The 26,873-nt window shown below is 72.5% G+C and carries 22 protein-coding genes and 3 pseudogenes; 10 read left to right on the top strand and 15 right to left on the bottom strand.

Annotated features, from left to right (window positions below; translation table 11 throughout):
* Positions 1 to 45: 45 nt before the first annotated feature.
* Together G3I77_RS09900 and G3I77_RS09895 are read right to left on the bottom strand one after the other, a co-directional pair.
* Positions 46 to 423: a hypothetical protein gene (locus tag G3I77_RS09900; RefSeq protein ID WP_031110699.1), complete on the bottom strand. Its 378-nt coding sequence runs from the start codon at positions 421 to 423 to the stop codon at positions 46 to 48.
* 3 nt (positions 424 to 426) lie between these two features.
* The gene (locus G3I77_RS09895; protein ID WP_248502253.1) at positions 427 to 672 is read right to left on the bottom strand and encodes a hypothetical protein; all 246 of its coding nucleotides are present in this window, start codon (positions 670 to 672) and stop codon (positions 427 to 429) included.
* 175 nt (positions 673 to 847) lie between these two features.
* On the opposite strand from G3I77_RS09895, the gene sigJ reads away from it, so the two are divergent.
* The gene (sigJ, locus tag G3I77_RS09890) at positions 848 to 1,777 is read left to right on the top strand and encodes an RNA polymerase sigma factor SigJ (RefSeq protein WP_248502252.1); all 930 of its coding nucleotides are present in this window, start codon (positions 848 to 850) and stop codon (positions 1,775 to 1,777) included.
* 137 nt (positions 1,778 to 1,914) lie between these two features.
* A pseudogene (locus tag G3I77_RS09885) lies at positions 1,915 to 2,397 on the top strand (ubiquinol-cytochrome c reductase cytochrome b subunit); the annotation flags it as partial.
* Here G3I77_RS09885 and G3I77_RS09880 read toward each other — a convergent pair.
* From G3I77_RS09880 to G3I77_RS09870, 3 genes and pseudogenes are all read right to left on the bottom strand, one after another.
* Complete coding sequence (locus tag G3I77_RS09880) at positions 2,388 to 3,179, bottom strand: alpha/beta fold hydrolase (RefSeq protein WP_248502250.1); 792 nt, start codon at positions 3,177 to 3,179, stop codon at positions 2,388 to 2,390. The pseudogene G3I77_RS09885 and the gene G3I77_RS09880 sit on opposite strands and share 10 nt — an antisense overlap.
* Before the next feature lie 76 nt (positions 3,180 to 3,255).
* Positions 3,256 to 5,499, bottom strand: coding sequence for a glycoside hydrolase family 9 protein (locus G3I77_RS09875; RefSeq protein WP_248502248.1), 2,244 nt, complete (start codon positions 5,497 to 5,499; stop codon positions 3,256 to 3,258).
* Between the two features lie 155 nt (positions 5,500 to 5,654).
* Positions 5,655 to 8,749: pseudogene (locus G3I77_RS09870) on the bottom strand (glycoside hydrolase family 2 TIM barrel-domain containing protein).
* A 256-nt stretch (positions 8,750 to 9,005) separates the two neighbouring features.
* On the opposite strand from G3I77_RS09870, the gene G3I77_RS09865 reads away from it, so the two are divergent.
* Positions 9,006 to 11,393 carry a SpoIIE family protein phosphatase gene (locus G3I77_RS09865; protein ID WP_248502246.1) on the top strand — a complete coding sequence of 796 codons (2,388 nt, stop codon included), beginning with the start codon at positions 9,006 to 9,008 and terminating at the stop codon, positions 11,391 to 11,393.
* A gap of 135 nt (positions 11,394 to 11,528) precedes the next feature.
* Positions 11,529 to 12,827, top strand: coding sequence for an arsenic transporter (locus tag G3I77_RS09860; protein ID WP_248502245.1), 1,299 nt, complete (start codon positions 11,529 to 11,531; stop codon positions 12,825 to 12,827).
* A gap of 12 nt (positions 12,828 to 12,839) precedes the next feature.
* Here the strand turns inward: G3I77_RS09860 and G3I77_RS09855 are convergent, their stop codons facing one another.
* Positions 12,840 to 15,230: a ricin-type beta-trefoil lectin domain protein gene (locus G3I77_RS09855; protein WP_248502243.1), complete on the bottom strand. Its 2,391-nt coding sequence runs from the start codon at positions 15,228 to 15,230 to the stop codon at positions 12,840 to 12,842.
* 372 nt (positions 15,231 to 15,602) lie between these two features.
* Positions 15,603 to 16,559 (bottom strand): helix-turn-helix domain-containing protein, encoded by a 957-nt coding sequence (locus G3I77_RS09850; RefSeq protein WP_248502241.1) that lies wholly within the window; start codon positions 16,557 to 16,559, stop codon positions 15,603 to 15,605.
* A gap of 63 nt (positions 16,560 to 16,622) precedes the next feature.
* Here G3I77_RS09850 and G3I77_RS09845 point away from each other — a divergent pair, with 63 nt between their 5' ends.
* A complete protein-coding gene (locus G3I77_RS09845) occupies positions 16,623 to 17,465 on the top strand; it encodes a phytanoyl-CoA dioxygenase family protein (RefSeq protein WP_248502240.1) in 843 nt (280 codons plus the stop codon).
* A 16-nt stretch (positions 17,466 to 17,481) separates the two neighbouring features.
* On the opposite strand, the gene G3I77_RS09840 is transcribed toward G3I77_RS09845, so the two are convergent.
* The 3 genes and pseudogenes from G3I77_RS09840 to G3I77_RS09830 all read right to left on the bottom strand — a co-directional run bounded on the left by G3I77_RS09840 (position 17,482) and on the right by G3I77_RS09830 (position 19,621).
* On the bottom strand, positions 17,482 to 18,450 hold the full coding sequence (locus G3I77_RS09840; RefSeq protein WP_248502636.1) for an aldo/keto reductase: 969 nt from the start codon (positions 18,448 to 18,450) through the stop codon (positions 17,482 to 17,484).
* A gap of 150 nt (positions 18,451 to 18,600) precedes the next feature.
* Positions 18,601 to 19,134, bottom strand: a pseudogene (locus G3I77_RS09835) (flavoprotein); the annotation flags it as partial.
* 28 nt (positions 19,135 to 19,162) lie between these two features.
* Complete coding sequence (locus G3I77_RS09830) at positions 19,163 to 19,621, bottom strand: nuclear transport factor 2 family protein (protein ID WP_248502239.1); 459 nt, start codon at positions 19,619 to 19,621, stop codon at positions 19,163 to 19,165.
* Positions 19,622 to 19,712: 91 nt separating this feature from the next.
* On the opposite strand from G3I77_RS09830, the gene G3I77_RS09825 reads away from it, so the two are divergent.
* The gene (locus tag G3I77_RS09825; RefSeq protein WP_248502238.1) at positions 19,713 to 20,264 is read left to right on the top strand and encodes a TetR/AcrR family transcriptional regulator; all 552 of its coding nucleotides are present in this window, start codon (positions 19,713 to 19,715) and stop codon (positions 20,262 to 20,264) included.
* Positions 20,265 to 20,273: 9 nt separating this feature from the next.
* On the opposite strand, the gene G3I77_RS09820 is transcribed toward G3I77_RS09825, so the two are convergent.
* Together G3I77_RS09820 and G3I77_RS09815 are read right to left on the bottom strand one after the other, a co-directional pair.
* Complete coding sequence (locus G3I77_RS09820) at positions 20,274 to 20,471, bottom strand: ferredoxin (RefSeq protein WP_248502237.1); 198 nt, start codon at positions 20,469 to 20,471, stop codon at positions 20,274 to 20,276.
* Positions 20,472 to 20,484: 13 nt separating this feature from the next.
* A complete protein-coding gene (locus G3I77_RS09815) occupies positions 20,485 to 21,681 on the bottom strand; it encodes a cytochrome P450 (protein WP_248502236.1) in 1,197 nt (398 codons plus the stop codon).
* Positions 21,682 to 22,030: 349 nt separating this feature from the next.
* On the opposite strand from G3I77_RS09815, the gene G3I77_RS09810 reads away from it, so the two are divergent.
* On the top strand, positions 22,031 to 22,663 hold the full coding sequence (locus G3I77_RS09810; protein ID WP_248502235.1) for a LysE family transporter: 633 nt from the start codon (positions 22,031 to 22,033) through the stop codon (positions 22,661 to 22,663).
* Positions 22,664 to 22,765: 102 nt separating this feature from the next.
* A complete protein-coding gene (locus G3I77_RS09805) occupies positions 22,766 to 23,215 on the top strand; it encodes a nitroreductase family deazaflavin-dependent oxidoreductase (protein WP_248502234.1) in 450 nt (149 codons plus the stop codon).
* Positions 23,216 to 23,304: 89 nt separating this feature from the next.
* On the opposite strand, the gene G3I77_RS09800 is transcribed toward G3I77_RS09805, so the two are convergent.
* Positions 23,305 to 24,225: a cation diffusion facilitator family transporter gene (locus tag G3I77_RS09800; RefSeq protein ID WP_374385383.1), complete on the bottom strand. Its 921-nt coding sequence runs from the start codon at positions 24,223 to 24,225 to the stop codon at positions 23,305 to 23,307.
* A 139-nt stretch (positions 24,226 to 24,364) separates the two neighbouring features.
* On the opposite strand from G3I77_RS09800, the gene G3I77_RS09795 reads away from it, so the two are divergent.
* Both G3I77_RS09795 and G3I77_RS09790 read left to right on the top strand, forming a co-directional pair.
* On the top strand, positions 24,365 to 25,390 hold the full coding sequence (locus tag G3I77_RS09795; RefSeq protein WP_248502232.1) for a glutathione S-transferase family protein: 1,026 nt from the start codon (positions 24,365 to 24,367) through the stop codon (positions 25,388 to 25,390).
* Positions 25,391 to 25,425: 35 nt separating this feature from the next.
* Complete coding sequence (locus G3I77_RS09790; protein WP_030845173.1) at positions 25,426 to 25,722, top strand: DUF4235 domain-containing protein; 297 nt, start codon at positions 25,426 to 25,428, stop codon at positions 25,720 to 25,722.
* Between the two features lie 95 nt (positions 25,723 to 25,817).
* On the opposite strand, the gene G3I77_RS09785 is transcribed toward G3I77_RS09790, so the two are convergent.
* Together G3I77_RS09785 and G3I77_RS09780 are read right to left on the bottom strand one after the other, a co-directional pair.
* On the bottom strand, positions 25,818 to 26,210 hold the full coding sequence (locus tag G3I77_RS09785) for a VOC family protein (protein ID WP_248502231.1): 393 nt from the start codon (positions 26,208 to 26,210) through the stop codon (positions 25,818 to 25,820).
* Between the two features lie 78 nt (positions 26,211 to 26,288).
* Positions 26,289 to 26,753 (bottom strand): pyridoxamine 5'-phosphate oxidase family protein, encoded by a 465-nt coding sequence (locus tag G3I77_RS09780; RefSeq protein WP_248502230.1) that lies wholly within the window; start codon positions 26,751 to 26,753, stop codon positions 26,289 to 26,291.
* Positions 26,754 to 26,873 lie beyond the last annotated feature (120 nt).

Genomic DNA, 26,873 nt, shown 5'->3' with positions numbered 1-26,873 from the left:
ACATTTCCCTGCGGCCCGCGTGAATCGGGCACCGGATCCGGTTCCTCAGATCTGCCACGAGCGCAGCCGGTCCGCCGCGCCGTAGACGTCGGTGGTGCCGGACAGCAGGTCGCGGGCGAGGTCGACGAGGGCTCCGTAGGGCGGGTCGATGCCGACGCCGCTGACGAACATGTACGCCACGGCGGTCGCGCAGGCGAAGCGGGCGTTGGCCGAGGGCAGCGGCCGGAGCACGGTGATGGTGTGCAGCAGGGCGGCGGCCCGCCAGGCCGGGTCGGAGTTCACCCCGAGGCGCGGCGGGTCGACGCGATGCCGGGCGACGGCGGCGACCAGCGCGGAGAAGTCGTTGACGGTGGGCTGGTCCGGCAGGACCTCCTCGTGGCGCTGAAGCAGCCAGGGCACGTCGATATGGATCACGGGTGCCATGGGTCAGGCGGCCCGCCCTTCGCCCCTGGCGGGCGGTTCGTCGTCGGGGAACGCGGCGGCGAACTCGTCGGCGTGGGTGGCGAAGAACCGGCGGAAGGCCTCCGCGCCCTCCTGAAGGGCCCGGTGGCGGGCTATGTCGGCCGCGGCCGCTTCCCGCACGAGCGCCTTCATGGACGTACCGCGCTCCTTGGCGATCTGCCTGAGGTCCTCAAGTTCGCGGTCGCTGAACTCCACGTTGAGAGCTGGCATGCCTTCACGGTACCGCTCGGGTACTGACTCGTAAATATCCCCAGCTCAGAGAGGACGCGAGAAGGTACCGGACCGGTATTCCACCTGAGATGCGGGTCACATCGGGCCGGGGGATGTCACATTCCGGGGCCCTGCTCGGCTCGCAGTGGTGAGCGCGTCTCTGGGAGGCCCACGCATGACCGAGATCTCCGTACCCGGCACCGACGCCCCGCTCGACGCGGCGACCGGGGTGTTCGTCGACCAGCGCGAGCTGCTGTTCGGCGTCGTCTACAACATGCTCGGCAGTGTCGCCGACACCGAGGACGTCCTGCAGGAGACATGGCTGTCCTGGACGGCCCGCGGCGGGGGTGCTCCCCTGGCCGGGGTCGACAACCCGCGCGCCTATCTCGTCCGGGTGGCGGTCAACCACGCGCTGCGCCGCCGTGCCGTGATCAGCCGCCGGCGGGAGACGTATGTCGGCCCGTGGCTGCCCGAGCCCCTGGTCGGCGAGGAGACCGAGACCGCCGAGGACCCGGCCCTGCGTTCCGAGTCGGTGTCGCTGGCGATGCTGGTGGTTCTGGAGTCGCTGACGCCGCTGGAGCGGGCCGTGTTCGTGCTGGGCGAGGTGTTCGGCTACCCGCATGCCGAGATCGCGGAGATCATCGACCGCTCCCCCGCCGCCGTACGGCAGTTGGCGCACCGGGCCCGGGAGCATGTGCACGCGCGGCGGCCGCGGTACGAGGCGCATCCGCGGGTGCGGCGGGAGGCGACCGAGCGGTTCGTGCGGGCGGCGCTCGGCGGGGACATCGCCGAGCTGATGGAGGTGCTCGCGCCGGACGTCACAGCGTGGACGGACGCGGGGGGCAAGCGCCGCCGGGCGAGCCTGCGCCCGGTGCACGGCCGGGACAAGGTGGCCCGTCTGCTCACCGCCGGCCGGGGCGGTCCGGACCACCCGGTCTGGCACTACCGGCGCGTCAACGGCGACGACGCGGTGGTGCTGTTCGACGGCGACGCGCCGTACGCGGTCCTGGTCCTGGACCTCACCCCGGAGGGCGACCGGGTGTGCGGCATCTATGTCGTGGCCAACCCGGACAAGCTCGCCCATCTGCCCGGGGCGGCGGCATGAGCGCCGGGCGCGGAGAGCGGCTCGCCGACTGGTTCGACGGGCGGCTCGGCATCCATACGCTCGGCAGGAAGTACCTGCGCAAGGTGTTCCCCGACCACTGGTCGTTCCTGCTGGGCGAGATCTGCCTGTACAGCTTCGTGGTGCTGGTCCTCACCGGCGTGTATCCGTTCCTGGAGGCCAGGTTCACCGGCGACCGGGACGAGCACCATCTGCTGGACCGGCCGCGCGACCGGCCGGTCCGTACGGCGATCGGAGCGGCCTGGATCAGCCTCTACCTGGTGCTGCTGGCGGGCGGCGGCAACGACATCGTGGCGACCCGCTTCCATCTGTCGATCAACACGGTGACGTGGGCGGTGCGGATCGGGATGTTCGTCGTCCCGGCGGTCGTCTTCGTCGTCACCCGGCGGATCTGCCTGGGGCTGCAACTGCGCGACAGGGAAGTGGTGGCGCACGGCCGGGCGACCGGCGTGATCAAGCGCCTGCCGCACGGCGAGTACGTCGAGGTGCACGAGCCGCTCGACCGGGCTCGCCTGCACACGCTGACCGCCCACGAGCGCCCGGGGGAACTCGTCGGGCACGAGCCGCGGCGCCGGGCCGTGGGCGGGTCCGGTCAGGAGTGAGCGCGGCAGAACTCCCGGACGGTCCGGTTGAACGGCTCCGGCGCCTCGATGTTGCTGAGGTGCCCGATGCCGGGGAGAACGACCAGCATGGCCCGCGGGATCGCCGCGAGGAACTGGTGGGCGACGGGCTCCACGGGTGAGCGGGCGTCGAGCTCGCCCCACAGCAGGAGCACCGGTACCGCGATCTTCGGCAGCAGATCCCGCTGATCGGCCTCGGCCATGACGGTGAGCTCGGTCCGCACGCTCTGGGCGCGGGTGTCGGCCGACATCACGGACAGCACCCGCACGGCTTCGGCGGGTGGCTGCCCGGCGAAGAGGCCCGGCATGGTCGGTGCGAACGCCTCGGGCGGGACCGCGAGCATCCGCTCCGCGCCCTCGACCCGGGACCGCACCTCCGCCGCGGACAGCGAGCCCTTCCAGCCCGCGTAGGTGTCGACGAGAAGCAGCGTCCGCACGACCTCGGCGTGACGCCGGTAGAGCTCCAGCACGACGGTCCCGCCCCAGGACAGGCCGAGAACATGGGCCGGGCCGAGGTCCACGTCCTCGATGACGGCCGCCAGACAGCGGGCGTAGTCGGCCAGGGCGAAGGAGGGCGGTACGTCGGAGGACCGGCCGGCGCCCGGTTCGTCCCAGGCGACGACGGTGAACTCGTCGGCCAGGTCCTCGACCTGGGGACGGAACAGCCGGGCGTCCGTCGTGGCGCCGTGCGCGAGCACGAGGGGCGGGCCCTGGCCCACCCGGTCGTACGCGACCTCGATGCCGTCGACCCGCACCGCTGGCATGACTCCAGGCTACGTGCGCGTGCCGGAGGCGTCCTGTCGGCGGACTCCCCCGGCACGCGGCACCGCTGTCCGCTCCCTATCCCTGGTCCGCCACGAAGGAGGCCATGCGGGTCAGGGCGGCGTTCCAGTTGATCGTGTGCTCGTTGGTCGACCAGGACTGGATGTCGTCGATGTAGCAGAACTGGCCGACGCAGCCCTGGAGTTTGCTCTGTGCGTAGGGGTCCTGGATGCTCGAGTTCGGCCCGCCCGCGAGGGTGCCCTTCGGCGGGCCCGGCTGGTTCGGGTCGAGCTGGCGGGCGTACCAGCGGCTGTGCTGGTTCTGCGCACTGACCTCGCCGTAGCCGGTGACGTAGGAGATGTTCAGCGCGTTGCGGCCCAGGATGTAGTCCATGCTCTGCAGCGCGCCGTCCCGGTACTTCGAGGCGCCGGTGATGTCGTACGCGGTGGCGAGGACGACCGCGTTGTTGAGGACCTGGTGGCTGGATCCCCAGTCGTACGTGTCGCCGTCCGGGGCGTACGGCATGCCGTAGGGGTGTGCCTTCAGCGTGGCGAGGTAGCGGTCGGCGCCCTTGATCACGGACTGGCGCGCCTTGTCCCGGCCGGGCAGCCGGCTGGGCACCGTGGCGAGGTCGAGCCGGCCCGCCGCGCCGGTGCGGGCCCAGTCGAAGCCGATGGGCTTGAAGAGGTCGGCCGTGTGGACCGGGGACTTCAGGACGTACTCCTCGAACTGCTTCTCGCCCGTGGAGAGGTACAGCTCGGCCGCCGCCCAGTAGAAGTCGTCGCTGACGTCGGTGTCGGCATAGGCGCCGCCGCCGATCCCGTCGCTCTCGGAGGCGAGGCGGTCGGGGTGGGCGAGCGCCGCCGACCACGCCTTGCGGGCGGCGGACAGGGCCTTGCCGGCGAACGCCCTGTCGTAGGGCCGGTAGAGGCGGGCGGCCTGCGCGGCCGTGGCGGCCAGGTTCAGGGTCGCGGCCGTGGACGGCGGGTGCAGCTCGCGCTTCTGCGGGTCGTCATGGGGCATCAGCGGCAGGCCGGTCCACTGCTCGTCGTGCATCTTGTGGTGGGCCATGCCGGCCAGCGCCTCGCCGTCGGGCACCTGCATCTTCAGCAGGAACTCCAGCTCCCAGCGGGCCTCGTCGAGGAGGTCCGGCACCTTGTTGCCGCTCTCGGGGATGGCGAGCGTGCCGTCCCCGAGCTTGTCCGCCTGCCCGGTGCGGGCGTTGCGCGCGCGTTCGTAGGTGCTCAGCAGCTCCCAGGTGGAGATGCCGCCGTTGACGACGTACTTGCCGTGGTCGCCGGCGTCGTACCAGCCGCCGCTGACGTCGAGGCTGTAGTCGCACACGCCGGGCTGGCAGGGCACGGAGGTGTCGCCCCGGTTGGGGGCCACGCCCACGTGACCGGCCGGCCGGCCGTAGCCGGGCCGCAGGTCGTCGCGGATGGCGAGGCCGCTGCGCTGGGTGTAGTAGTACTTCGCCGAGTCCAGCCGGAGCCGCTCGTAGGCGCTCGCGTCGATGTCGAAGGGGCGGCTGGTCTCGCCGTCGGCGACGAGCGTGAAGCCCGTGCCCTTCGTGCGGTGGGCGCCGAAGTCGATCGAGTGGACGTTCTGCCCGGAGGAGGCGTCGACGCCGCGCGGCAGGGTCGTGCCCCGGGCGACCACCCTCCCGCGGGAGTTCTTCAGCTGCCACGGCAGTCTGGCCGTGGCGTCGGTGACGAGGGTGGCGTTCTTCGGCCCGGCCGGCAGGTAGGCGACCTGGTTCACGCGGACCCGGGGCCCGGTGTCGGGCTCGTACGGTTCCGGTGCCACGCCGGCGAGCAGCGAGACGTCGTCCATGCAGAAGCGCCAGGCGTCCGCGCTGCCGCCGAGCTGGAAGCCGACCTGGCCCTGCGCGGTGTCAACGGGCGAGGTGAAGGTGTACGAGTAGGTGTCGCCGGAGACGCTGAGCTGCGGTGTCACCTCGTAGTAGGTGTCGTACGGCGACACCGACAGGCCCACGATCGCCCGCACCGCATGCCCGGCGGGTGTCCCGGTCGCGCTGAACGAGAAGCGGTACGACTCCCCCTTCACGAGGGTGATGTCGTTCTGCCCGACGGCGGCGTCCCAGCGGTTGGCGGTGCCGCCGGGGACGTCGGCGCACAGCCGGCCGTCGGACACGCCCGCGGTGACGTTGCTGGTCGTCCACCAAGGGTCGGTGGCGGTGTCGAAGGTGCCGTTCCTGACCTGCTCGACCTCGTCGGCCCCGGCCGGCGAGGAGGGCAGCGCGGTGAGCGCGGTCGCCAGCAGGGCCGTCAGGGACAGCAGGGCGGTTCTGCGTCGTTTCACGTCTGGGCTCCTCTGGGAGGTGCGGGTGGCGCTCGACATGGGAGCGCTCCCAGATGCGGATGCCCGCCATGGTTGTGGTTGATGTGACACCCCGTCAACGGTCCGGACGGGACTGGCTGTTCGCCGCCCGTCCGGATCAGTGGCGCGAGGGGGGTTCAGGCGGTCGGCGTCTCCAGCCGGCTGATGCGGATCGCGCCCCGGGGCTCGCCGGGGTGACGGCTCGTGAGGGTGAGCCGGATCCGGGAACCGCGGAGGGACTTGAAGGTGATCACGGTCGGGGCGTCGGAGGCGGTGGCCCAGCCGATCTCGGTCTCCCGCGCGGCCTGCCACGCCTCACCGTCCCACACCGCCACCTCGATCGCCGCGGGCAGGCTGTGCGCGGCGTCCACGGTGAAGGAGACCTCCACCCGGTCGAAGCCGCGGGTGCGCCCGTGGTCGAGCGAGACCCAGTCCTCGGTCCGCGCGCCGTCGAAGGCGGGCAGCAGGGCCGTGGCCTGCTTGTGGAAGCCGTTGGACCAGCCGGTGGCGGGGTCTTTGTCGAGCATGGCGGCGGGCAGGGTGTCCGGACGGCCGGAGTAGCTCGCGTCCGCGTGCGGGAGGCCGACGGGGTCCGGGTGCTCCGGCCGGAAGGCGGCCGGAGCCGTCTCGGCCCGGTCCTTCGCCCGGGTGGCGCGTACGGTCGCCGTGCCCGCGCGCAGCCCCTCGGCGCGGGCGGTCACCCTCACCACGCCGGCCCTGGTGCCGGACCGGACGATGGCGAGGGCCTTGCCGTGGAAGGCGGTCCGGGTGCTCGCTGGTATCGCTCGGCGCTCTCCTGGCGGCCGTTGTCGAGCCCGGCGAGGGAGCCGCCCGCCACCTCGAAGGACAGCAGGTGCTCGGCGTCGGGCACCACCACACCGCGCCGGTCGACGACCTCGGCGGTCACGAAGACCAGGGAACGGCCGTCCGCGGCGAGGGACTCGCGGTCCGCGCTCAGGCGTACCGCGTGCGGGGCGCCGGCGGTGCGCAGCACGTCGGTGGCGACCACCTTGCCGCCCCGCCGTGCGACGGCCTTCAGCTCGCCCGGCGCGAAGGGCACCTTCCAGGCCAGGTGGAGCTTGCCGGCGCTGCCGTTCGGGCTGGTGTAGCTGCCGGGGTAGGGGCCGTCGGTGAAGGTCTTGTCGTCGCCGGTCGCCTCGGTCGTCTCCAGGTACGCGCGGCCGTCGACGGTCTTCTTGGTGTCGAACCGCCGTACGCCCAGGGACTTCCCGTTGAGGTACAGCTCGACGGTGTCGACGTTCGCGTACGCCCAGACCTCGACCGTGTCGCCCTTCTCGTGGTTCCAGGTCATCGGCAGCAGATGGACCATCGGCTCGCCGACCCACTGGCTGCGGAACAGGTAGTACATGTCCTTCGGGAAGCCCGCCGTGTCGACCGCACCGAAGAAGGACGCCTTGACCGGGAAGACGTCGTACGGCGTGGGTTCACCTATGTAGTCGATGCCCGACCAGAGGAACTGCCCGGTGAACCACTTGCGGTCCCGGTCCTTCTTGTGGCCGTACTCGCCGCTCATGGTCCAGGAGGCGAGGTTGTTGTCGTAGGAGGAGGTCGAGCGCCTGCCGGGCGTGTGGTTCTCGCCGGTGTTGAGGTGCTCGGGCTCCTGGTAGGCGCCGCGGGTGGAGGTCTCCGAGGAGGACTCGGACTCGAAGAGGAACAGGTGCGGGTAGGCCGCGTGCAGCTGGTCCACCGACTGGGCCGTGTTGTAGTTGAGGCCGAGGCCGTCCAGCTTGGCCAGCATCAGATCGGCCGCGGAGCCCTTGGCGGGCAGGCGGCGGTACTTGTCGGAACCGATGACCAGCGGCCGGGTGTCGTCGGCGGCCCTGATCGCCTCGATGATCCGGTCGGCCATGGCGAGGCCGGCGGTGGAGGTGGAGTCGGGGACCTCGTTGCCGATGGACCAGCTGAGCACGGCGGGCGAGTTGCGGGCCGCCAGCACCATCTCGGTGGCGTCCTTCTCGCCCCACTCGTCGAAGAAGCGGCCGTAGTCGTACCGGTTCTTGCCGGTGCGCCAGCAGTCGAACGCCTCCACCAGCATGATGACGCCGAGCTCCTCGCAGACCTGGATCACCTCGGGCGCGGGCGGGTTGTGGGAGGTGCGCAGGGCGTTGACGCCCATGGACCGCATGATCTCCATCTGCCGGCGGACGGCGTCGATGCTGACGGCGGCGCCGAGGGCGCCCAGATCGTGGTGGAGGTCGACGCCCTTGATCTTGTGGTGGGTGCCGTTGAGGAAGAAGCCCTCCTCCGGGTCGAAGCGGAAGGTGCGGAAGCCGAAGGGCGTGCGATAGGTGTCGGTGGTCCTGCCGCCGACGCGCAGTTCGGTGTGCAGGGTGTAGCGGTGTGGCGACTCGAAGTCCCACAACTTCGGCCGCCGGAGCGTGAGTTCATGGGTCTCGGTGTGCTCACCGGTGACGGCCGCGGTGGAGGATGTGCGGGCGACGGTCCGGCCCTTGCGGTCGACGATCCGGGAGACGACCTCGACGTCCGCGCCCGCGCCGGAGGCGTTGACGACGGAGGTGGCGACCCGTACGACGGCACGCTCGGCGGAGATCTCGGGCGTGGTGACGCGGGTGCCCCAGCGGGCCACGTGCACCGGCTCGGTGATCACCAGCCTGGCCTCGCGGTAGATGCCGCTGCCCGAGTACCAGCGGCTGCTGGGGAGCCGGTTCTGGACCTTCACGGCGATCACGTTCTCGGTGGTGCCGTCGGTGTGCACCAGGTCGGTGAGGTCGAGGGCGAAGCCGGTGTAGCCGTAGGGGTGGCGGCCGGCCTCCTTGCCGTTGCAGTAGACGGTGGAGTCCATGTAGACGCCGTCGAACTCCACCGAGACGCGCCGGCCGGCGAGGGCGGACGGCAGGGTGAAGGCCAGGCGGTACCAGCCGAGGCCGCCGGGCAGGAAGCCGGTGCCGCTGGTGGTGCCGTGCTCGGTGGTGGGGGTCTGCTCGATGCTCCAGTCGTGCGGGACGGCGGTCTCACGCCATCCGGAGTCGTCGTGGCGGGGAAGGTGGGCGTCGGCGTAGGCCCCGGTCGGGTCGGTGATTCCGCCCGGGTTCACCAGCGCGAAGCGCCAGCCGTCGCGCAGTGCGACGGTCCGGCGGCCGGACGCGCCGCGCGCCTCCCCGGCAGCCCACGCCTCCGGGGTGGCGAGCAGCGCTCCGGCCGCGGGCGCGGCCGCGGAGGCGAGCAGGACCGATCTGCGCGTGACCGACATGACGGCTCTCCCTCATTAGGGCCCAGAAGTACTCACAACTGATCGTGAACAAACAGATTCTGTCGATGCGTCACACCGGCCCGTCAAGGGTGCGGGGACGCCCTTCTGCCTCAGGGATCACTTCGGCCGGATGTGAGCCTGCCCCGGGCCGGGGCGGCGGCACCGGGGTTACCGGTCCACGCCGGGCGCCTACGGACTAGGCTGGAACTCAACTGGCCTCCCTGTTCACTGTGAGTGTCCGTATGGAGTCGCGACGATGAGCCCGGACGAGGCGTTCGACGATGGCGTGGCCGCCCGTGCCGTCATCGCCGTCGACGGCACGCTCACCGAGTGGAGCGAGGGCGCCCGCCGTCTGCTGGGCCACACGGCCGCCGAGGTCGTGGGCCGTCCCGCCGCCGCGCTGCTGGCCGACGGCGCGGACCCGCCGTCCGTGGCGGACGACTCCCGCTGGAGCGGCACACTCACACTGCGTCACCGCGACGGTCACCCCGTGTCCCTGTGGGTGCTCGCCCACCGCAGACCGCCGGACGAAGCGGAGGCGACCGACTGGCTCGCGGTGTCCCCGCCGGAGGCCAACGACCACGGGCTTCCGGACGACCCGCTGGTGCACATGGCCCTGACCCAGTCGCCCTGCGCCACCATGATCTTCGACGAGCGGCTGCGGCTGCGCGGCGTCAACGAGGCCATGGCGGACCTCGTGGGACTGCCCGCCGGGCGGATGCTGGGCCTGCGGCCCACCGACATCGGCAGCCGTCCGCAGAACTCCGAGCTCGAAGAGCTTCTGCGCCGGGTGCTGAGCACCGGCCGGCGGCAGGACATGCAGACGTACATGAAGGCAACCGGCGAGAACCGGGGCGCGCACGCCTGGCTGGCCCGGATGGCGCCGCTCACCGACGGTACGGGCCAGGTGCGGGGCGTGTGCGTGACCGCCCACGACTTCTCCGACCAGTACCGGTCACGGGAGCGGCTACAGCTGGTCAACGAGGCGAGCGTGCGCATCGGCACCACCCTCGACGTCACCCGTACGGCGCAGGAGCTGGCGGACGTGTGCGTCCCGGCGCTCGCCGACTTCGTCAGCGTCGACCTGCTCGACCCGCTGGAGCACGGCGGCGAGTCCGCCGGGGCACCGGCCACGCCGCTGAGTCTGCGCCGGTCCGCCCACCAGTCGGTCAACAAGGGCAGCCCCGAGGCCGTCGCCAAGCCGGGGCAGGTGGACGTCTACCCGGAGAACTCCCCGCAGGCCGCCTCGCTGGTCGCGGGGCACACGGTCGTGGCGTCGGGCTTGTCCGGCGACCTCGAGCAGTGGCTGGCCTGGGACCCGGTGCGCTTCCGGCGGATCCAGGAGTACGGCATCCACTCCACGATGTCCGTCCCGCTCCAGGCCCGGGGCACGACCCTCGGGGTGGCGGTCTTCACCCGCTTCAGGCGCCCCGAGGCGTTCACCGACGACGACGTGCTGCTGGCCGAGGAGGTCACGGCCCGGGCCGCCGTGTGCATCGACAACGCGCGCCGCTACTCCCGCGAGCGCGAGACGACCCTCACCCTGCAGCGCAGCCTGCTGCCCCGCACCCTGCCGCGCACGGCGGCGGTCGAGGCGGCCTCCCGCTATCTGCCGGCCATACGCTCCGGTGTGGGCGGCGACTGGTTCGACGTGATCCCGCTGTCGGGGATGCGGGTCGCCATGATCGTCGGCGACGTCGTCGGCCACGGCATCCAGGCCTCGGCCACCATGGGCCGGCTGCGCACGGCCGTCCGTACCCTCGCCGACATCGACCTCGCCCCCGACGAACTGCTCACCCACCTCGACGACCTGGTCGTCCGGCTGTCCCAGGAGTCCGGCGGCGACCACGGCACCGGAGAGGTGGGTGCGACCTGTCTGTACGCCGTGTACGACCCGGTGTCGCGGCGCTGCAACCTGGCCCGGGCCGGGCATCCGCTGCCCCTGCTGGTGCCGCCGGACGGCCCGGCCCGGCAGCTCGACCTGCCCTCGGGTCCGCCGCTGGGCGTCGGGGGGCTGCCGTTCGAGGCGGCCGAGGTCGAGCTGCGGGAGGGCAGCGTCCTGGCGTTCCACACGGACGGGCTGCTCGTGAGCCGCGAGCGGGGCCTCGACTCCGGCGGCCGGATGCTCCGCGAGGCCCTGTCGGTGCCCTCCGACTCCCTGGACGAGATCTGCGACCGCGTGCTGAACACCCTGCTCCCGCCCGGCGGATCCAGCGACGACGTGGCGCTGCTGCTGGCCCGCACCCGCGGCCTGCCGTCCGCCCAGGTCGCCACCTGGGACATCCCCGCCGACCCGGCACTGGTGGCCCCCATCCGCAAGCAGGTCGTCGACCAGCTCGAACGCTGGGGGCTGATCGACGCCACGTTCACCGCCGAGCTGGTGGTGAGCGAGCTGGTCACCAACGCCATCCGCTACGGCGCGCCACCCATCCGGCTGCGGCTGATCCATGACGCGGCCACCCTGATCTGCGAGGTGTCCGACACCAGCCACACGGCGCCGCACCTGCGCCGGGCCAAGACGTGGGACGAGGGCGGCCGCGGTCTGCTGCTGGTCGCGCAGCTCACCCAGCGGTGGGGCAGCAGGCACACCGCCGAGGGCAAGACGATCTGGGCGGAGCTGGCCCTGCTCCACGACGAGATCTGAGGGCACCGGGCCGGGCGGGCGGCCGGGCGGCCGGCGCCGGACAGGAGTTCCTGACGGCGCTCGCGGCGGGCGGCGCAGCGGTCTTCGAACAGCACCGCGGGGCCGTTGAGAGTCTCCTTACCTGGGCCTGCTTTCATGGGCGGCCGACCTGCTCGCGCGCCGGAGGACCCCGCCCTGAACACCCCGCTCGCCGAAGTCCTGTCCGTGACGCTGCTGGCCGCCGTACTCCTCTGGGCCGTCGCCCGCCCGAAGGGCCTGCCCGAGGCCGTGCTGGCGGTGCCTGCCGCCGGGCTCGCCATCGGCCTCGGAGTGATCCCGCCGGAGCACGCCTGGGAGGAGATCCAGCGGCTGGGGCCCGTGGTCGGCTTCCTCGCGGCCGTGCTGGTGCTCGCCCACTTCTGCGACGTCGAAGGGCTGTTCACGGCGTGCGGGGCGTGGATGGCCCGCTGGGCGGCGGGGCGCCCCGCGCGGCTGCTGACCGCGGTGTTCGCACTGGCGTCCGTCATCACGGCCGTGCTCAGTCTGGACGCCACGGTCGTCCTGCTGACTCCGGTGGTGCTCGCCACCGCCACCCGCATGGGCGTGCAGGCCCGGCCGCACCTGTACGCGTGCGCCCATCTGTCGAACACCGCCTCGCTGCTGCTGCCGGTCTCCAACCTGACCAATCTGCTGGCCTTCACGGCGAGCGGGCTGAGCTTCACCCGCTTCGCGGCACTGATGGCGCTGCCCTGGCTGGTCGCCATCGCCGCCGAGTACCTGGTGTTCCGGCGCTTCTTCGACGACGAACTCACGGCGCCTCTCCCCTCCCCCGACCCCGCGCCGCATCCGGAGCCGCTCCCGCTGTTCGCCCTCGTCACGGTCGGCTGCACGCTCGCCGGGTTCGTCGTGGCCTCCGCCGTGGGGATCGAGCCGGCGTGGGCCGCGCTGGCCGGTGCGCTGGTGCTGGCCGGGCGGGCGCTGGTGCGCCGGCGGGCCACGCCGCTGACGGTGGTGCGGTCCGCGGGCCCCGCCTTCCTGGCGTTCGTGCTCGCGCTCGGTGTCGTCGTGCGCGCGGTCGTCGACCACGGGCTCGCCGACGCGCTGCAGCGGGTCCTGCCCGGCGGATCGGGCCTGCTCACGCTGCTGGGCGTGGCCGCGGTGGCCGCCGTTCTGGCCAACCTCATCAACAACCTGCCCGCGGTGCTGGTGCTGCTGCCCCTCACCGCCGGGGCCGGTCCCGGCGCCGTGCTGGCGGTGCTGCTCGGTGTGAACATCGGCCCCAACCTGACCTACGCCGGATCGCTGGCGACCCTGCTGTGGCGGCGGATCGTGCAGCGGCACGGGCACCGGGTCGGGCTCGGGGAGTTCACGCGGCTCGGGCTGATTGCCGTGCCGGCCGCGCTGGTGCCGGCCGTGCTGGCCCTGTGGCTGTCGCTGACCGTCGTCGGGGCCTGAGCACACGCCCGGTCAGCGGCGGCCGCCTCCGCCGTGGCCGTAGCCGTAGCCGGGGTAGCCGTGTCCCGGGTTGCCGTACTGACCGTCCGCGTCGCAGTAGTAGCCGTAGCGGTAGCAGGACGAGTCGGTGGCGGCAGGGCTGCTCGGCGCCGGCTGCGGGGCCGAGGAGGTCGCGGACGGCGTCGGCGCGGGCTCGGGCGTCTTCGACGGTGTGGGAGTCGGGGTCGGCTCGGGCGTGGGGCGCGGGGCCGGAGCGGCGGCGCTCCAGTTGACGGCCTCCATCCGGAGGTCGGCCTTGGAGGTGTCGATCACCCAGCGCTGGACCTCGTCGTCCGCCCGGGCCTTGACGACCAGGGCTCCCGAGCCGTCGGTCGCGGCCGGGGCCAGGGCGACGTCCTGGTCCCAGCGGGGCACCAGGGCGCCCTGGAGGGTGAAGTCGTAGCGGATGTTCTTCGGGTCCGGCCGGGACGCGCCCGCGCAGGGGGCCAGCCGCACCGAGTAGCCGAGCCGCGAGTCCAGGCACAGGTCGGGGGCGGCGCCGTTGCGCAGCAGTCCGTCGGTCTCGTACGTCCACTGCTGGGCGGCGTCCGCGGAGCAGGTCGTGAGCTCGGCCTCCCCGCCCTCGACGGCCTTGTTGCCGTCGATGCCGACGCACAGGTCCGAGGCGACGTTGTGCAGCCGGCCGCGCAGGGTGCCCTTCTCGGCGTTGCCCGCCCCGGCCGAGGACGGGTCACCGTTCGCCTCGCCCGCCCCGGAGTCGGGTGCCTCCTCGGCGGACCGGTCGGCGCCGGACGGGGCGCCGTCGCCGGAGTCGCCGATGGACCACAGGACCAGCGGCAGGACGACGAGGCCGCTGACGGTCAGGATGCCCGCGGTGAGGTTGCGCCGCCGGGCGGCACGGCGGGCCGCCTTGTGGGCGGACCTTCGGGCGGCGGCCCGGTGGCCTTCGGGCCGAGGGCCCGGGGATGCGGTGACAGGCGAGGGGGAGTCGCCCGCGCGGGCCGGAGCCTGGGCCGTGTCCCTGACTGCGTCCGCGCCCTCGGCCAGGGGAGCGGGCGGAACGGCGGCCGGCCCGCCCGGATCGGTGAACGACTCCCCGACGGTGCCTGTCAGGGCAACCGGGTCCGGGTAGGCCTCACGCCCCTGAGCGGCCGGATGGGGAAACGCCTCACGCGCCGTACCCGCCGGGCCCCGGAAGCCTTCATGCGCCGTCCCGGCCGGGTCCGGAAGCACCTCACGCGCCGTACCCACCGGATCCGGGAACTCCTCACCCGCCTGACCGGCCGGATAGGGAAACGCCTCACGCGCCGTACCCGCCGGGCCCCGGAAGCCCTCACGTGCCGTCCCCGCCGGGTGCGGGAAGACTTCACGCGCCGTACCGACCGGGTCCGGGAACACCTCACGCGCCACGTCCACCGGGTCCGGGAACACCTCACGCGCCAGACCGACCGGATCCGGGAAGGCCTCGGGCGTCAGACCGGCGGTGGCGGCCGCAGCGGCCGCTCGCCGGGGCAGCCCGCGCCCGCGCTCCGCGGCACCGCTCCCGCGGCCGCCCCCGCCGGTCTCCCCCGCGTCCCTCACCCGGCTCTCCGCGTACTCCCGCCCGCCCCAGCCCAGAACCCCCTCCGACAGGGCGGTGCCCAGGCCATGGTTGAACTGGTCGAGCTGGTCGGCGGTGGCGCTGCAGTGCCCGCAGCCCTCGATATGCGCGCGTAGATCCGGGTCGATGTCGAAGCCCCCGCGTCGGTACGTCACGTCGAGCAGGCGCAGATAGCGGCGGCACTCCTCGTCGGGGGCGAGTTCGCGGTGCAGCTGGAGGCACTCCTCGCGCAGCCGGTCCCGGGCCCGGCCCAGTTCGACGCGCGCGCCCTCCTCGTCCAGGCCGAGCAACCCGGCCGGGGAGGTGAGCGGTTCGGCCTCGACCTCGACGTGCCACAGCAGGCAGCGGGCGGACTGGGGCAGCCGCTGGAAGGCCCCGGACAGCAGGCGCCGGCGCTGCGACGGCAGCAGTCGGGCGGCAGGCCGCTCCCCCTCGCCGGTCCCGGCGAGCAGCTCCGGGTGGAGCATGTCGCGTCTGTGGTCACCGGCCCACTCGGCCGCGATACGCCGCACGGTGACGAGCAGATGGGGCCGCCATGCGGCGGACGGGCCGTTCTGCCGGAGGGTTTCGCCGAAGAGCCGGGTGAAAGCCGCAGTGGTGAGCATTCCCGCGGAACGCGGGCCGTCGGTGCACAGCCGGGCGTAGGCGAAGGCCGCCTCCCAGTGCCGGTCCAGCAGTTCACCGACGGGATGAAGTGCGGGCGTCGCCCCGGTCCACTTCCTGAGCTCCGCGCTCAGCTGCTCGTCCGTCGCGCCGAACCTGCGGGCCGAGGCCGGATAATTCGACGGGCCTGCGTCTTTCACGGCTGCATTCCTCTCAAGGGCATGCGAAATAAGGTCCATACCAAGGGGTATGCCAGCACGGCGGCCTCGCGCATACGAAGAAAGGCGTGATGTGGGCACGCTGTCACGGCACACCTTTGCACAGGTCAGGGACGGGGAACAAGAGATCCAGCGGTTTCGTGCATTGTGTGCGCTGCCAGCGCCTTTTGACAAAGTGTCAATCAGCTGAGCGAAAGGCATTTCCGTGCTGTCTGCCCCCTTTAGCGACTCGCATTAGCCCGCTTCCGGTAGCCGCAGGAAACCATTGACCCATCGCCTGCACAGCAGCTCACCCCGTCGACCGCCCTCTCCGCGCCGGCCATTCGGGGCCGCCCGCGAGACCAATGGCGGTGCTCAGCCCGGCGAACCGCCGTGCATCGTGCGGTACGCCCCGGGTGGCGCCCCGTAGCGCTCGCGGAAGGCGCGGTTGAAGTGGAACGGGCTGACGAAACCCGAGGCCGCGGCGACACGTTCCACGGGCAGGTCGGTGCTCTCCAGCAGCCGGGCGGCATGGCGCAGCCGCGCCTCGCGCAGGGCACGCATGGGCGACTGGCCGAGCTGCCGGCTGAACAGATGGGCGAAGCGGGACGGCGACAGCGCGACGCCCCCGGCGAGCGAGCGGACGGTGTGCGGGGCGCCCGGGTCGGCGTCGATCAGCTCCCGGGCGCGGCGGATCCGTGCGTCGAGACCGGGGTGGGGCGTCGCGGGCCGGGCGGCGGCGGTGGTGAGCAGGACGATCTCCTCCAGTGCGCACAGGGCCAGTTCGCGCGCCGCGCTGCCGTGCGCCACGGCGACCTGCCCGTCCGGAGGTGACGCGTCGGGCGTTGCCTCGGTGCCGGTCCAGCGCGCGTCGGCGTGCATCCGCCGGAACGCCGTCCCGACCCGGCCGTGCACTCCGGCCGGGGCGGAGGTGACGACGTACATCCCGGCGCCGGCGTCGTACGGGCGCAGCCACGCGGCCCAGGACGGGCGGGCCTGACAGTGCGCCCACCAGAACCTCCAGTGCCGGGCGCCGGGCTCGACGGCGTAGCCGTGCGGGACGCCCGGGGCGAGGACGACCAGGTCGCCCGCGCCGGCCGAGGTCTGCGCACCGCCCTGCCACAGCCGTCCCCGGCCTGCGGTGGTCCAGGTGAAGAGCCAGCTCGCGGATCCGTGCGGCCGGTTGACGCCGTAGCCGGGCGGCTGGTCGAAGTGGCCGAGCACGACCAGCCCGGGCGGCGGGGCGGGATCCCCGGCGTTCCCGGCGTTCCCGGTGCTTCCGGTGTCCTCGCGCTCAGCAGTGCCGGGCAATCCGTCAGCACCCACGGGCATCCTCCTCGACGGCTGGGCGGCCTAGCGTTTCGGACCGAGGACACCTGACCGAGGAGTGCGTTCATGACAGTCACGGGCAATGGCGCCACCGGCGCTTCCATCCTGGACCCCGCCGGGCTCCGGCGGTACCGGGAGGGGTTCGAGGAGGACGGCTTCACGGTAGTGCGCGGGCTCTTCGGGGCCGACGAGACCGACCGGCTGTGCGACGAGTTCGCGGCGCTGCGGGCGGCCGGTCCGGTGCCCGGGCACTTCGAGCCGCGCGCGGCGGACGCGCCGGGCGTCGATCCGCTGCACGTCTGGCCCCGGGTGATGCACCCGCACGAGATCAACGGCGTCGCGCGTGAGGTCCTGCTGGACGCCCGGCTGCGGACGGTTCTGGAGGTGCTTCTCGGGGAGGAGGTGCTGGCCGCGCAGAGCATGTTCTACTTCAAGCCGCCGGGGGCCCGGGGGCAGGCGCTGCACCAGGACAACTTCTATCTGCGGGTGGAGCCGGGCACCTGTGTGGCGGCGTGGGTGGCCTGCGATGTGATCGACCGGGAGAACGGCGGGCTGGAGGTCGTGCCGGGCACGCATCGCATGGACCTCTTCTGCCCGGAGCAGGCCGACTCGGATGTGTCCTTCGCCCGGGAGTTCGTTCCGCCGCCGACGGGGCTGACGCCGGTCCCGGTGGACATGGCGCCGGGGGACGTCCTGTTCTTCAACGGGAGCCTGGTGCACGGATCGCAGCCGAACCGGTCGGCCGAGCGGTTCCGGCGGTCGTTCATCGGGCACTACGTGGGACGGTCTGCGGAGCGGATCGGGCGGTACTACCGGACGCTGACGATGAGCGGGGCGAGGGTGGAACTGGCGGAGAGCGAGGGGTCGGGCCCCTGCGGAACGGAGTTCGCGCCGCAGGGGCCCCACTGAGCTTCGCGTGCCGCGTTCAGTGCCCGGCGACGGGATGGGGGCCGTACGGGTGCTGAAGTTCCTCCAGCTCCTTGTCGCTCAGCCGGATCTCCACGGCAGCCACCGCGTCCTCCAGGTGCCCGGGCTTGGACGCGCCGACGATCGGGGCGGTCACCGTGGGCTGGTGGAGGAGCCAGGCGAGGGCGACCTGCGCGCGCGGGACGCCCCGCTCGCCGGCGATACGGGTGACCGCCTCGACGATGGTGCGGTCGCCCTCCTGGTACAGGGTGCTGCCGAAGGTGTCGGTGGCGCTGCGCTCGGTCGTGGTGTCCCAGTCCCGGGTGAGGCGGCCTCGGGCGAGCGGGCTCCAGGGCAGGACGCCGACGCCCTGGTCCGCGCACAGGGGGAGCATCTCGCGCTCCTCCTCGCGGTAGATCAGGTTGTAGTGGTTCTGCATGGAGACGAAACGGGTCCAGCCGTTCAGCCGCGCGGTGTACTGGGCCTTGGAGAACTGCCAGGCGTACATCGAACTCGCCCCGATGTAGCGGACCTTGCCCGCCTTGACGACGTCGTGCAGGGCCTCCATCGTCTCCTCGACCGGGGTGTGCGGGTCGAAGCGGTGGATCTGGTAGAGGTCGACGTAGTCGGTGCCGAGGCGGGTGAGGCTCTGGTCGAGCTCGGTCATGATCGCCTTGCGGGACAGTCCGCCGCCGTTCGGTCCGGGCCGCATCCTGCCGTGCACCTTCGTCGCGAGGACGATCTCGTCGCGGCGGGCGAAGTCGCGCAGGGCCCGGCCGACGATCTCCTCACTGGTGCCGTCGGAGTAGACGTTCGCCGTGTCGAAGAAGTTGATCCCCGCCTCGACCGCCTGCCGTATCAGCGGGCGCGAGGCCTCCTCGTCGAGGGTCCACTCGTGCGGACCGCGGTCGGGCAGACCGTAGGTCATGCACCCCAGACAGATCCGCGAGACGTCCAGGCCCGTCGAACCGAGCTTCACGTACTGCATCGTTGCTGCTCCTGTCTTCGGGAGGGCTTCCACGGGGAGCGTACGTGTTCGTGTGTGCTCGAAGACGCGGCCGGGCAGGATGCCTGACGGACCGTCACCATCGCTGTCCCCAGATGGGGCCGCGGTCGGCAGCGCGCCTGACCGTCGGCCGCGTCCGATCAGGTCCAGGGCCCGTTCCCACCCGAACTCCGGCCGCCCGCCGCCCTCCCCCGGCTCTCCCGTGTACGGCTCGCCGAACCGCACGCCCATCCCGCGCAGCCGTTCGAGGCTCTCCCGGTAGGCGGGGTGGGCGGCCAGCGCGCCGGCCACGCACGGCAGGACGGCGACCGGCACACCGGTGCCCGCGACCTCGCACAGGGTGCCCAGGGCGAGGGTGTCGGCGATGCCGGCCGCCCACTTGTTGACCGTGTTGAAGGTGGCGGGCGCGACGACCACGGCGTCGGGTGCCGGGAACGGGCGCGGCTCGCCGGGGGTACGCCAGGCGGAGCGGATCGGGCGGCCCGTCCGCGCCTCGACGGCGGAGGTGTCGAAGAAGCCGTTCATGGCGACGGGCGTCGCGATGACGCCCACCTCCCAGTCCCGTTCCTGCGCGGCGGTGATCAGTTTGCTGACGTCGGCGGCGATGCCGGCGGCACAGACGACGACGTAGAGGAAGGGTTTCCGGGCGGCGGCCTGTTCGGTCATCCCGGAAACCCTAGCGACTCCCCCGGGCTCACCGGAGGGGGAACGTCTCTCCCCGTTCGGCCTCCGGCCGTGGACCGTGGATACGGCGCTCCTTCTCCTCGATCGGCACGTCGTTGATGCTCGCCTCGCGCCGGGTCATCAGGCCGTGCTCGTCGAACTCCCACAGTTCGTTGCCGTAGGCGCGCCACCACTGCCCGTCGGTGTCGCGGCACTCGTACTGGAAGCGGACGGCGATGCGGTTGCCGTCGAAGGCCCACAGGTCCTTGCGCAGCGCGTACTCCTGCTCGCGCTCCCACTTGCGGGTCAGGAGTTCGGCGATCTCGGCGCGGCCGGTGACGAAGGTGTCGCGGTTGCGCCAGACGGAGTCCGGCGCGTAGGCGAGGGCGACCTTGTGCGGGTCGCGGGTGTTCCAGGCGTCCTCGGCGGCCTGGACCTTCTGTGCGGCGCTCTCGCGGGTGAAGGGCGGCAGCGGCGGGCGGTCGGACATGGATCCTCCCTGTCAGCAAGGGAGAACGAGCGTTCTCCGCAGGGCTGCTACCGTAGGAGAACGCTCGTTCTCGCGTCAAGGAGGGTCGTCCATGGACAGCGCAGAGGCCCGGGAGCGGGCGCTGGACGCCGCCGAGGAGTTGTTCTACGGGCGGGGTGTGCAGTCCGTCGGCATGGACGACGTCCGCGGCGCCTCCGGGGTCTCGCTCAAGCGGCTCTACCAGCTGTTCCCGGCGAAGGAGCACCTGGTGGAGGCGTATCTGGAGCGGCGCGACACGCGCTGGCGCGGGCAGCTGGCCGAGTACGTCGAGGGGCACGCGGAGCCGGAGCAGCGGCTCCTGGCCGTGTTCGACTGGCTCGGGATGTGGTTCGGCGAGCCGGGCTTTCGCGGCTGCGCGTGGCTCAACGCGTACGGCGAGCTGGGCGCCACCTCGGCGCGCGTGGCGGCCCAGGTGCGCGCGCACAAGCGGGCGTTCCGCGCCTACCTCGACGCGCTCGTGGCGGCGGCGGGGCTGCCCGGCGCGCTGGCCGGGCAGCTGTTCCTGCTGGCCGAGGGTGCCATGGCCACGGCGGGCGTCACCAGGAGCGCCGAGCCCGCCGCCGAGGCGCGCGAGGCGGCCCGGCGGCTCCTGGACGCCGCGTGAGATCCGGTGTCAGCTCACCGTCTCGGACACGGAGATGGCGCTGACCGGGCAGGCGCGGGCCGCCTCCCGCAGCAGCGGGCTGCCGCTGTCCTCCCCGCCGGGCAGCAGGGTGCTGTAGCCGTCGTCGTCCTGGGTGAACACCTCCGGGGCGGTCAGGGCGCACTGGCCCGCACCGATGCAGATGTCCTTGTCGATGTCGATGTGCATGTGCGGAAGCCTCTTACCAGGTCACGGGGAGTTCCAGCATCCCCTGGATGGTGTCGCCCGGCTTGAACGGGATCTCCTCGGCCGGAGCGGCCAGGCGCAGGGTGGGCAGCCGGTCGAAGAGGCTGTGCAGGGCGATCTCCAGTTCGGCGCGGGCGAGGTTCTGGCCGAGGCACTGGTGGATCCCGAAGCCGAACGCGACGTGGTGACGGGCCGGGCGGCTCCAGTCGAGGGTGTCCGGCTCGGGGTAGACGCTCTCGTCGCGGTTGATGACGGAGGTCGCGAAGACCACCCCCTCACCCTTGCGGATCGTCGTCCCGGCCACCTCGATGTCCTCGACGGCGAGACGCAGCATGCCGTCCGCGATCGACAGCATCCGCATCAGCTCCTCGACCGCGGCCGGCAGCAGTCGCGGGTCCGCGCGCAGCTCGGCGAGCCGCTCGGGGTGCTGGAGCAGGGTGAAGGTGCCGAGCGAGATCATGTTGGCGGTCGTCTCGTGGCCCGCGACCAGCAGGATGAGGGCCATGGCGATCAGGCCCTCGCGGTCGAGGTCGCCCTCGCGCAGCTGCCGGTGGACCAGGTCGTCCAGCAGGCCGGTGCCGGGGTCCCGCTGCTTGCGGTCGATCAGGTCGCCGAAGTACGACTCCAGCCGGTCCCGGGCGTCGAGGACGTCGGCGGTCTCCGGGCCGCGCAGCAGCCGTCGCGACTGGGTCTCGAAGAAGTCGTGGTCGGCGTAGGGGACGCCGAGCAGGGCGCAGATCACCATGGACGGCACGGGCAGCGCGAAGGCACTCACCAGGTCCGCGGCCGGGCCCCGGGCGATCATCGCGTCGAGCCGTTCGTCCACGATCTGCTGGATCCGTGGCCGGAGTTCGACGGCCCGCTTGAGGGTGAAGTCCCCGACGACCATCCGCCGCTGGGCGCGGTGCTCGGGGTCGTCGACGCCGAGCAGGGCCGTTCTGCGGTCGCGGATCCCGGCGAAGCGCTTGGTGGGGGCGGGGAAGCCGGGCCGGTCGCGGTTGGACGACAGCCGCGGGTCGGCCAGCAGTGCGCGGGCGGTGGCGTGCCCGCTGACCAGCCAGGCCTCGCGGCCGTCGAAGAGGGTGACGCGGCTCAGGGGGCGTTCGGTGCGCAGCGCGTCGTAGGCGGCGGGCGGGTGGTAGGGGCAGGTCCGGCTCTGGGGGAAGGCGACGGGTGCGGTCGTTTCCGTCATGAAGACCTCGCAGACGAGTAGTGCGTCGTGCCGATCTTCATTAGATGCCCCAGGCACCTATAGGGCGACGCGAAGTTCGGCCAGATCGCCGGTGGCGGCAACATGGCCGGGGGCTGCCGTCTTCCCGTTCGAACACCGGGGACGGTGGCCCGTGTTGCGGGCTCCGCGTCCTCGCCCGGGCGCGGGTGCGGCCACGCCGATTCGAAAACCGGTTGTCGGTACGGCGGGGCAGGCCGCAGGATCCGGCCATGCCTACGTTCACCGTTCTCCTGCCGCCGTCCGTCGCCGCCTCTGCCCCGCGCCGACAGCGGCAGTCCGGCCGCCGGGGAGGTCCGACTCCGCCGCGGTCATGACGGCCGCGCTCGTCGCGGGGCTGCTCGCCGGGTACGGCATCGCCGTCCCCGTGGGGGCCGTCGGGACCTACCTCGTCTCCCTCACCGCCCGCACCTCCCTGCGCACCGGTGTCAGCGCCGCGCTCGGTGTCGCCACCGCCGACGGGCTCTACGCCCTCGCGGCCACCCTCGGGGGCACGGCCCTCGCGGCCGCGCTGCGGCCGGTGCTCGGGCCGCTGCGGTGGGTCTGCGTGCTGGTGCTGCTCGCGCTGGCGGCCTGGGGCACGGTCACCGCCGTGCGCGAGTACCGCGGCCACCGGCTCGCGACCCGGAGCGCCCCCGCTCCCCCGAGCCCCGCCCGGGCCTGTCTGGGTCTGCTGGGCATCACCCTGCTGAACCCCACCACCGTCATCTATTTCGCGGCCCTCGTGCTCGGTTCCCAGGCCACGGGCCCGGCCGGTCCGCTGGAGCAGGGCGTGTTCGTGGCAGCCGCCTTCGCCGCCTCCGCGAGCTGGCAGGTGCTGCTGGCCGGGAGCGGAGCGCTGCTGGGCCGGGTGCTGACCGGCCATCGAGGGCGGCTGGCGACGGCACTGGTGGCGAGCGGGGTGATGACGGCTCTGGCCGTGCGGATGGCACTCGCGCCGGGGTGAGTCCACGTCCGGCCGGATCCGGCCGGTGCGGATGATTCCCGGGGGCACGGACGTTGAAGCCAGGTGGCGATGAGCCTCGGACGCGACGATGGGACGGATGCCATGCCTCTCGAAGGCGAGTACGAACCCAGCCCGACGCAGTGGGTGCGCAAGCAGGTGGAGCTGTACGAGAGCTCCGGCGGTACGGAGGGGACTACGTTGCAGGGCTCGAAGATGCCGGTCGTCCTCCTGACCTCACGCGGTGCCAGGAGCGGAAAGCTGCGCAAGACACCGGTGATGCGGGTGGAGCACGAGGGGCGTTACGCCGCGGTGGCCTCCCTCGGCGGGTCGCCCAAGCACCCCGTCTGGTACTTCAACCTCCGGGCCGACCCGCATGTGGAGCTCCAGGACGGGCCGGTGAAGCAGGACATGACCGCCCGTGAGGTGACGGGCGAGGAGAAGGCGGCATGGTGGGAGCGGGCCGTCGCGGCGTACCCGGCGTATGCCGACTACCAGAAAAAGACGGACCGGGAGATTCCGGTGTTCGTACTGGAGCCGCCCCAGGAGGGCTGAGACAGGGGCCGGCTGCCCGGTGCGGGCAGCCGGCCGGGAAGAACTTCCTCCTCGTGTGTGTGAACCGGCCGCGAGGGGGCACGCGAGGTTCAGGCCCCGCCGCGTTCCCCCGTCGCGGCGGGGCTTTCCGCTGCCTCGCGGGCGAGGCGGTCGGTCACGTCGAGGAAGATCTGGTCGGCCTCGGGCACCGTCCGGGCGATGGATCGCTTGATGCGGACGGCGACCTCCTCGACCCGCTCGCTGTCCAGGCCGGGCACCAGGTCGACGCGGGCGGCCACCAGGGCCGTGTCCAGCCCGGTCTTCATCGTGAACAGCGCTTCCACACTGTCGATCTCGGGCTGGGCACACAGCAGCGCCTGGATCCGCCCGCTCGACTCCGGGTCGGCCGCCTCGCCGATCAGCTGGTCGCGGGCGTCGCGGCCCAGCCGGAACGCCACGTAGACCAGCAGCGCGCCGATCGCGAGCGAGGCGGACGCCTCCCACACCACCTGGCCGGTGACCATGTGCAGCGCCATGCCCACGATGGCCAGGGTGACGCCGAGCACCGCGGTGCCGTCCTCGGCGACGACCGTCCGCAGAGCCGGATCACGCAGCCCGGCGCTCGTGCCACCCTGCCGGCGCACCTGGTACAGCGCGCGCAACAGCGAACCGCCCTCCGCGAGGAGGGCGATACCGAGCACGATCAGGCCTGCCACATAGCCGCTGAGATTCTCCTCCGAACCGCTCGCCAGGGCCTCGAAGCCCTGGAAGAAGGAGAAACAGCCGCCCATCACGAAGATCCCGACAGCCGCGAGGAGCGACCAGAAGAACCGCTCCTTGCCGTAGCCGAAAGGATGACGCCGGTCGGCGGGGCGACGGCTGCGGCGCAGCGCCGCGAGCAGGAACACCTCGTTCAGACTGTCGGCCACCGAATGGGCCGCCTCGGACAGCAGGGCGGGTGACCCCGCTGCCAGGCCGCCGATGGCCTTGGCCACCGCTATCACCAGATTGGCCGCGAGCGCCACCAGCACGGTGACGCGTGTCCTGCGATCACTTCCTTCATCACTCACCCACGCCGATTGCCCCGGTCGGCGGTGCTCACACCGTGCCGTCCGCGGAAAACGGGGAACGCGTTCACCAGGGCACACGTACGGCAAGGAGGTCACCCCCATGAGCCGCGACGACGGCGACGACGGCAACACCGGCTACGGAAGGAGGGCGTTCACACGGTCCAAGGCACATTTCGCGGACCGGATCACCGCGGACGGCCGGGACGGCTGGCCGGTGGAGGCCGGGCGCTACCGTCTGGTCGTCAGCCGTGCCTGCCCGTGGGCGAGCCGGTCACTGGTCTCCCGGCGGCTGCTCGGCCTGGAGGACGCCCTGTCCCTGGCCGTCGCCGACCCGATCCAGGACGACCGCAGCTGGCGCTTCACCCTGGACGAGGACGGCCGCGACCCGGTCCTCGGCATCCGCTTTCTGAGCGAGGCCTACGACCGCCGCGAGAACGACTACCCCGGCGGTGTCAGCGTGCCGGCGGTCGTGGACGTGCCCAGCGGGCAGCTGGTGACCAACGACTACCAGCAGCTCACCCTCGATCTCGCCACCGAGTGGACGGCCCTGCACCGGGACGGCGCGCCCGACCTGTACCCGGACGCGCGGCGCGACGAGATCGACGAGGTCATGGCGGACGTCTACGAGGACGTCAACAACGGCGTCTACCGGGCGGGTTTCGCCACCGGGCAGGAGGAGTACGAGGCCGCCTGCGCGGGTGTGTTCCGGCGGCTGGAGCTGCTCTCGGGGCGGCTGGAGCGGCAGCGGTACCTGGTCGGCGACACGATCACCGAGGCGGACATCCGGCTGTTCACCACGCTGGTGCGCTTCGACGCGGTCTACCACGGCCACTTCAAGTGCAACCGCTGGAAGCTGACGGAGAACCAGGTGCTGTGGGCGTACGTCCGCGACCTGTTCCAGACGCCCGGGTTCGGCGACACCGTCGACTTCGACCACATCAAGCGCCACTACTACCAGGTGCACACGGGCATCAACCCGACCCGCGTCGTCCCCCTGGGGCCGGACCTGTCCGGCTGGCCGGCCCCGCACCACCGCGAGGAGCTGGGCGGCCGGCCGTTCGGTGACGGCACACCGCCCGGGCCGGTCCGCGTCGAGGAGCGGATACCGGCGGCGCACACCCCCTGACCACGTTCCCCCCCACAGCGATCAAGGAGTTCCCCGTGGCAAAGAAGAAGAAGATGTCCCTCGCGTACCAGCCCCTCGGCTTCGTGCTCGGCTGGTCGGGCGGCTGGCTGGCCGGGCTCGCCTTCCGCAAGACGTGGATGGCGATCCGGCACGAGGAGGACGCGCCCGACGCGCTGGACAAGGACCGCGGCTGGGGCGAGGTCCTGCTGGCCGCCGCGATCCAGGGCGCCATCTTCGCGGTGGTGCGCAGCGCCGTGGACCGCGCGGGTGCCAAGGCCATCGAGCGTTCGACCGGCACCTGGCCGGCCGGCGAGAAGGGCGGCCGGGACTGACAGCGACGCGGCCCCGCCCGGCACCGTACCGGGCGGGGCCGTCCTGTGCGCTCAGCCGCCCCGCTGGGCCCGGCGGCGCCGGGCGGACGCCGCGCTCAGCCCTGCTTGGGTGCCGTCGGCGCCGTGCGGCGCAGCGTGAAGGAGTGGCCTGCCGGGTCGGCGTAGCCGCGCTCCTCCAGGGGACCCGAGGCCTCCTTGGCCTCCAGGGGGCGGCCGCCGAGGCTGATGACGCGGCGTTCCACCGCGTCGAGGTCGTCCACCACGAACTCCAGATGGGCCTGCAGGGAGTTCTCGGGGCGCGGCCAGCTGGGCGGGGTCGCGTTGACGTCCCGGCGCAGTGCGATCCGGAAGCCGTCGGCGCTCTTGATCTCCACCAGGTTGGCGGTGGCGTCCGACTCCTCTCCCTCCAGCAGTTCCTTGTAGAACACGGCGAGCTTCTCGGGCTCGGCGCAGTCGAGCACGAGGACCCCCGCTTTCACCAGTGCCATGTCTCCTCCGCAGGATTCGGTCGCGGGGCGGTCGTGCCCCGCGGACCCGTACCTTGCGGATATCCCGGTACGGCGGATTCAGTCGGTCTTCAACCACCGTCCGTCGCGCATGAGTTCGCGGCCGTCGAGTTCGTCGGCCTCCCGCCAGGCCTGCACCCGCCGCGGCACGACGCGGAAGTAGAGGTACGGCGTGGCCAGCCGGCGGGGGTCGAACCCGGTCTTGGCGGCGAAGAGTTCGGCGTCCTGCTCGGTCAGCTCGCCGGGCTGGACCGTCTCGACGGTGCCCTCGACGAGGACGACGTCACGGGTCGGCCCGATGCCCACCCGGGCCCGGCCGGAGGCGGCCAGGTTCCGTCCGGTGGGGCTGGACGCGGGCGTGGCGAACAGCAGGTACGAGCCGTTCCAGAGGAAGGACAGCGGGACGAGGTACGGCGTCCCCGACACGCCGTCGGCCGTGGCGACCCAGGCGTCCACGTCGTGGTCCAGGCGGTGCAGGGTGTCCTTCTTGCGCTGCTCAGCGCTGCGTACGGGTGCGGACGTCATCGCGGTGCGCCTCCTGACGAGTCGTCGGACGGACTCGTACCAGTGTGACGTCCCGGGGCGGCGGAGGCTCGGCGGACAAGCCGGGCGGGGCCCGGCCGGAGGTCCGGCCGGGCATCACGC

It is taken from the genome of Streptomyces sp. D2-8, from assembly GCF_023184515.1.
Taxonomy (GTDB): Bacteria; Actinomycetota; Actinomycetes; order Streptomycetales; family Streptomycetaceae; genus Streptomyces.
This window is presented reverse-complemented; position numbering and strand designations above follow the sequence as displayed.

Excerpts from the sequence above, each read along its gene's own strand:
- G3I77_RS09900 (WP_031110699.1), bottom strand. The coding sequence starts at position 423 with ATGGCACCCGTGATCCATATCGACGTGCCCTGGCTGCTTCAGCGCCAC.
- G3I77_RS09780 (WP_248502230.1), bottom strand. The coding sequence starts at position 26,753 with ATGACGTCCGCACCCGTACGCAGCGCTGAGCAGCGCAAGAAGGACACC.
- G3I77_RS09785 (WP_248502231.1), bottom strand. The coding sequence starts at position 26,210 with ATGGCACTGGTGAAAGCGGGGGTCCTCGTGCTCGACTGCGCCGAGCCC.
- G3I77_RS09825 (WP_248502238.1), top strand. The coding sequence starts at position 19,713 with ATGGACAGCGCAGAGGCCCGGGAGCGGGCGCTGGACGCCGCCGAGGAG.
- G3I77_RS09865 (WP_248502246.1), top strand. The coding sequence starts at position 9,006 with ATGAGCCCGGACGAGGCGTTCGACGATGGCGTGGCCGCCCGTGCCGTC.
- G3I77_RS09880 (WP_248502250.1), bottom strand. The coding sequence starts at position 3,179 with ATGCCAGCGGTGCGGGTCGACGGCATCGAGGTCGCGTACGACCGGGTG.
- sigJ (WP_248502252.1), top strand. The coding sequence starts at position 848 with ATGACCGAGATCTCCGTACCCGGCACCGACGCCCCGCTCGACGCGGCG.
- G3I77_RS09830 (WP_248502239.1), bottom strand. The coding sequence starts at position 19,621 with ATGTCCGACCGCCCGCCGCTGCCGCCCTTCACCCGCGAGAGCGCCGCA.
- G3I77_RS09840 (WP_248502636.1), bottom strand. The coding sequence starts at position 18,450 with ATGCAGTACGTGAAGCTCGGTTCGACGGGCCTGGACGTCTCGCGGATC.
- G3I77_RS09805 (WP_248502234.1), top strand. The coding sequence starts at position 22,766 with ATGCCTCTCGAAGGCGAGTACGAACCCAGCCCGACGCAGTGGGTGCGC.
- G3I77_RS09845 (WP_248502240.1), top strand. The coding sequence starts at position 16,623 with ATGACAGTCACGGGCAATGGCGCCACCGGCGCTTCCATCCTGGACCCC.
- G3I77_RS09895 (WP_248502253.1), bottom strand. The coding sequence starts at position 672 with ATGCCAGCTCTCAACGTGGAGTTCAGCGACCGCGAACTTGAGGACCTC.
- G3I77_RS09860 (WP_248502245.1), top strand. The coding sequence starts at position 11,529 with ATGGGCGGCCGACCTGCTCGCGCGCCGGAGGACCCCGCCCTGAACACC.
- G3I77_RS09810 (WP_248502235.1), top strand. The coding sequence starts at position 22,031 with ATGACGGCCGCGCTCGTCGCGGGGCTGCTCGCCGGGTACGGCATCGCC.
- G3I77_RS09815 (WP_248502236.1), bottom strand. The coding sequence starts at position 21,681 with ATGACGGAAACGACCGCACCCGTCGCCTTCCCCCAGAGCCGGACCTGC.
- G3I77_RS09820 (WP_248502237.1), bottom strand. The coding sequence starts at position 20,471 with ATGCACATCGACATCGACAAGGACATCTGCATCGGTGCGGGCCAGTGC.
- G3I77_RS09795 (WP_248502232.1), top strand. The coding sequence starts at position 24,365 with ATGAGCCGCGACGACGGCGACGACGGCAACACCGGCTACGGAAGGAGG.
- G3I77_RS09850 (WP_248502241.1), bottom strand. The coding sequence starts at position 16,559 with ATGCCCGTGGGTGCTGACGGATTGCCCGGCACTGCTGAGCGCGAGGAC.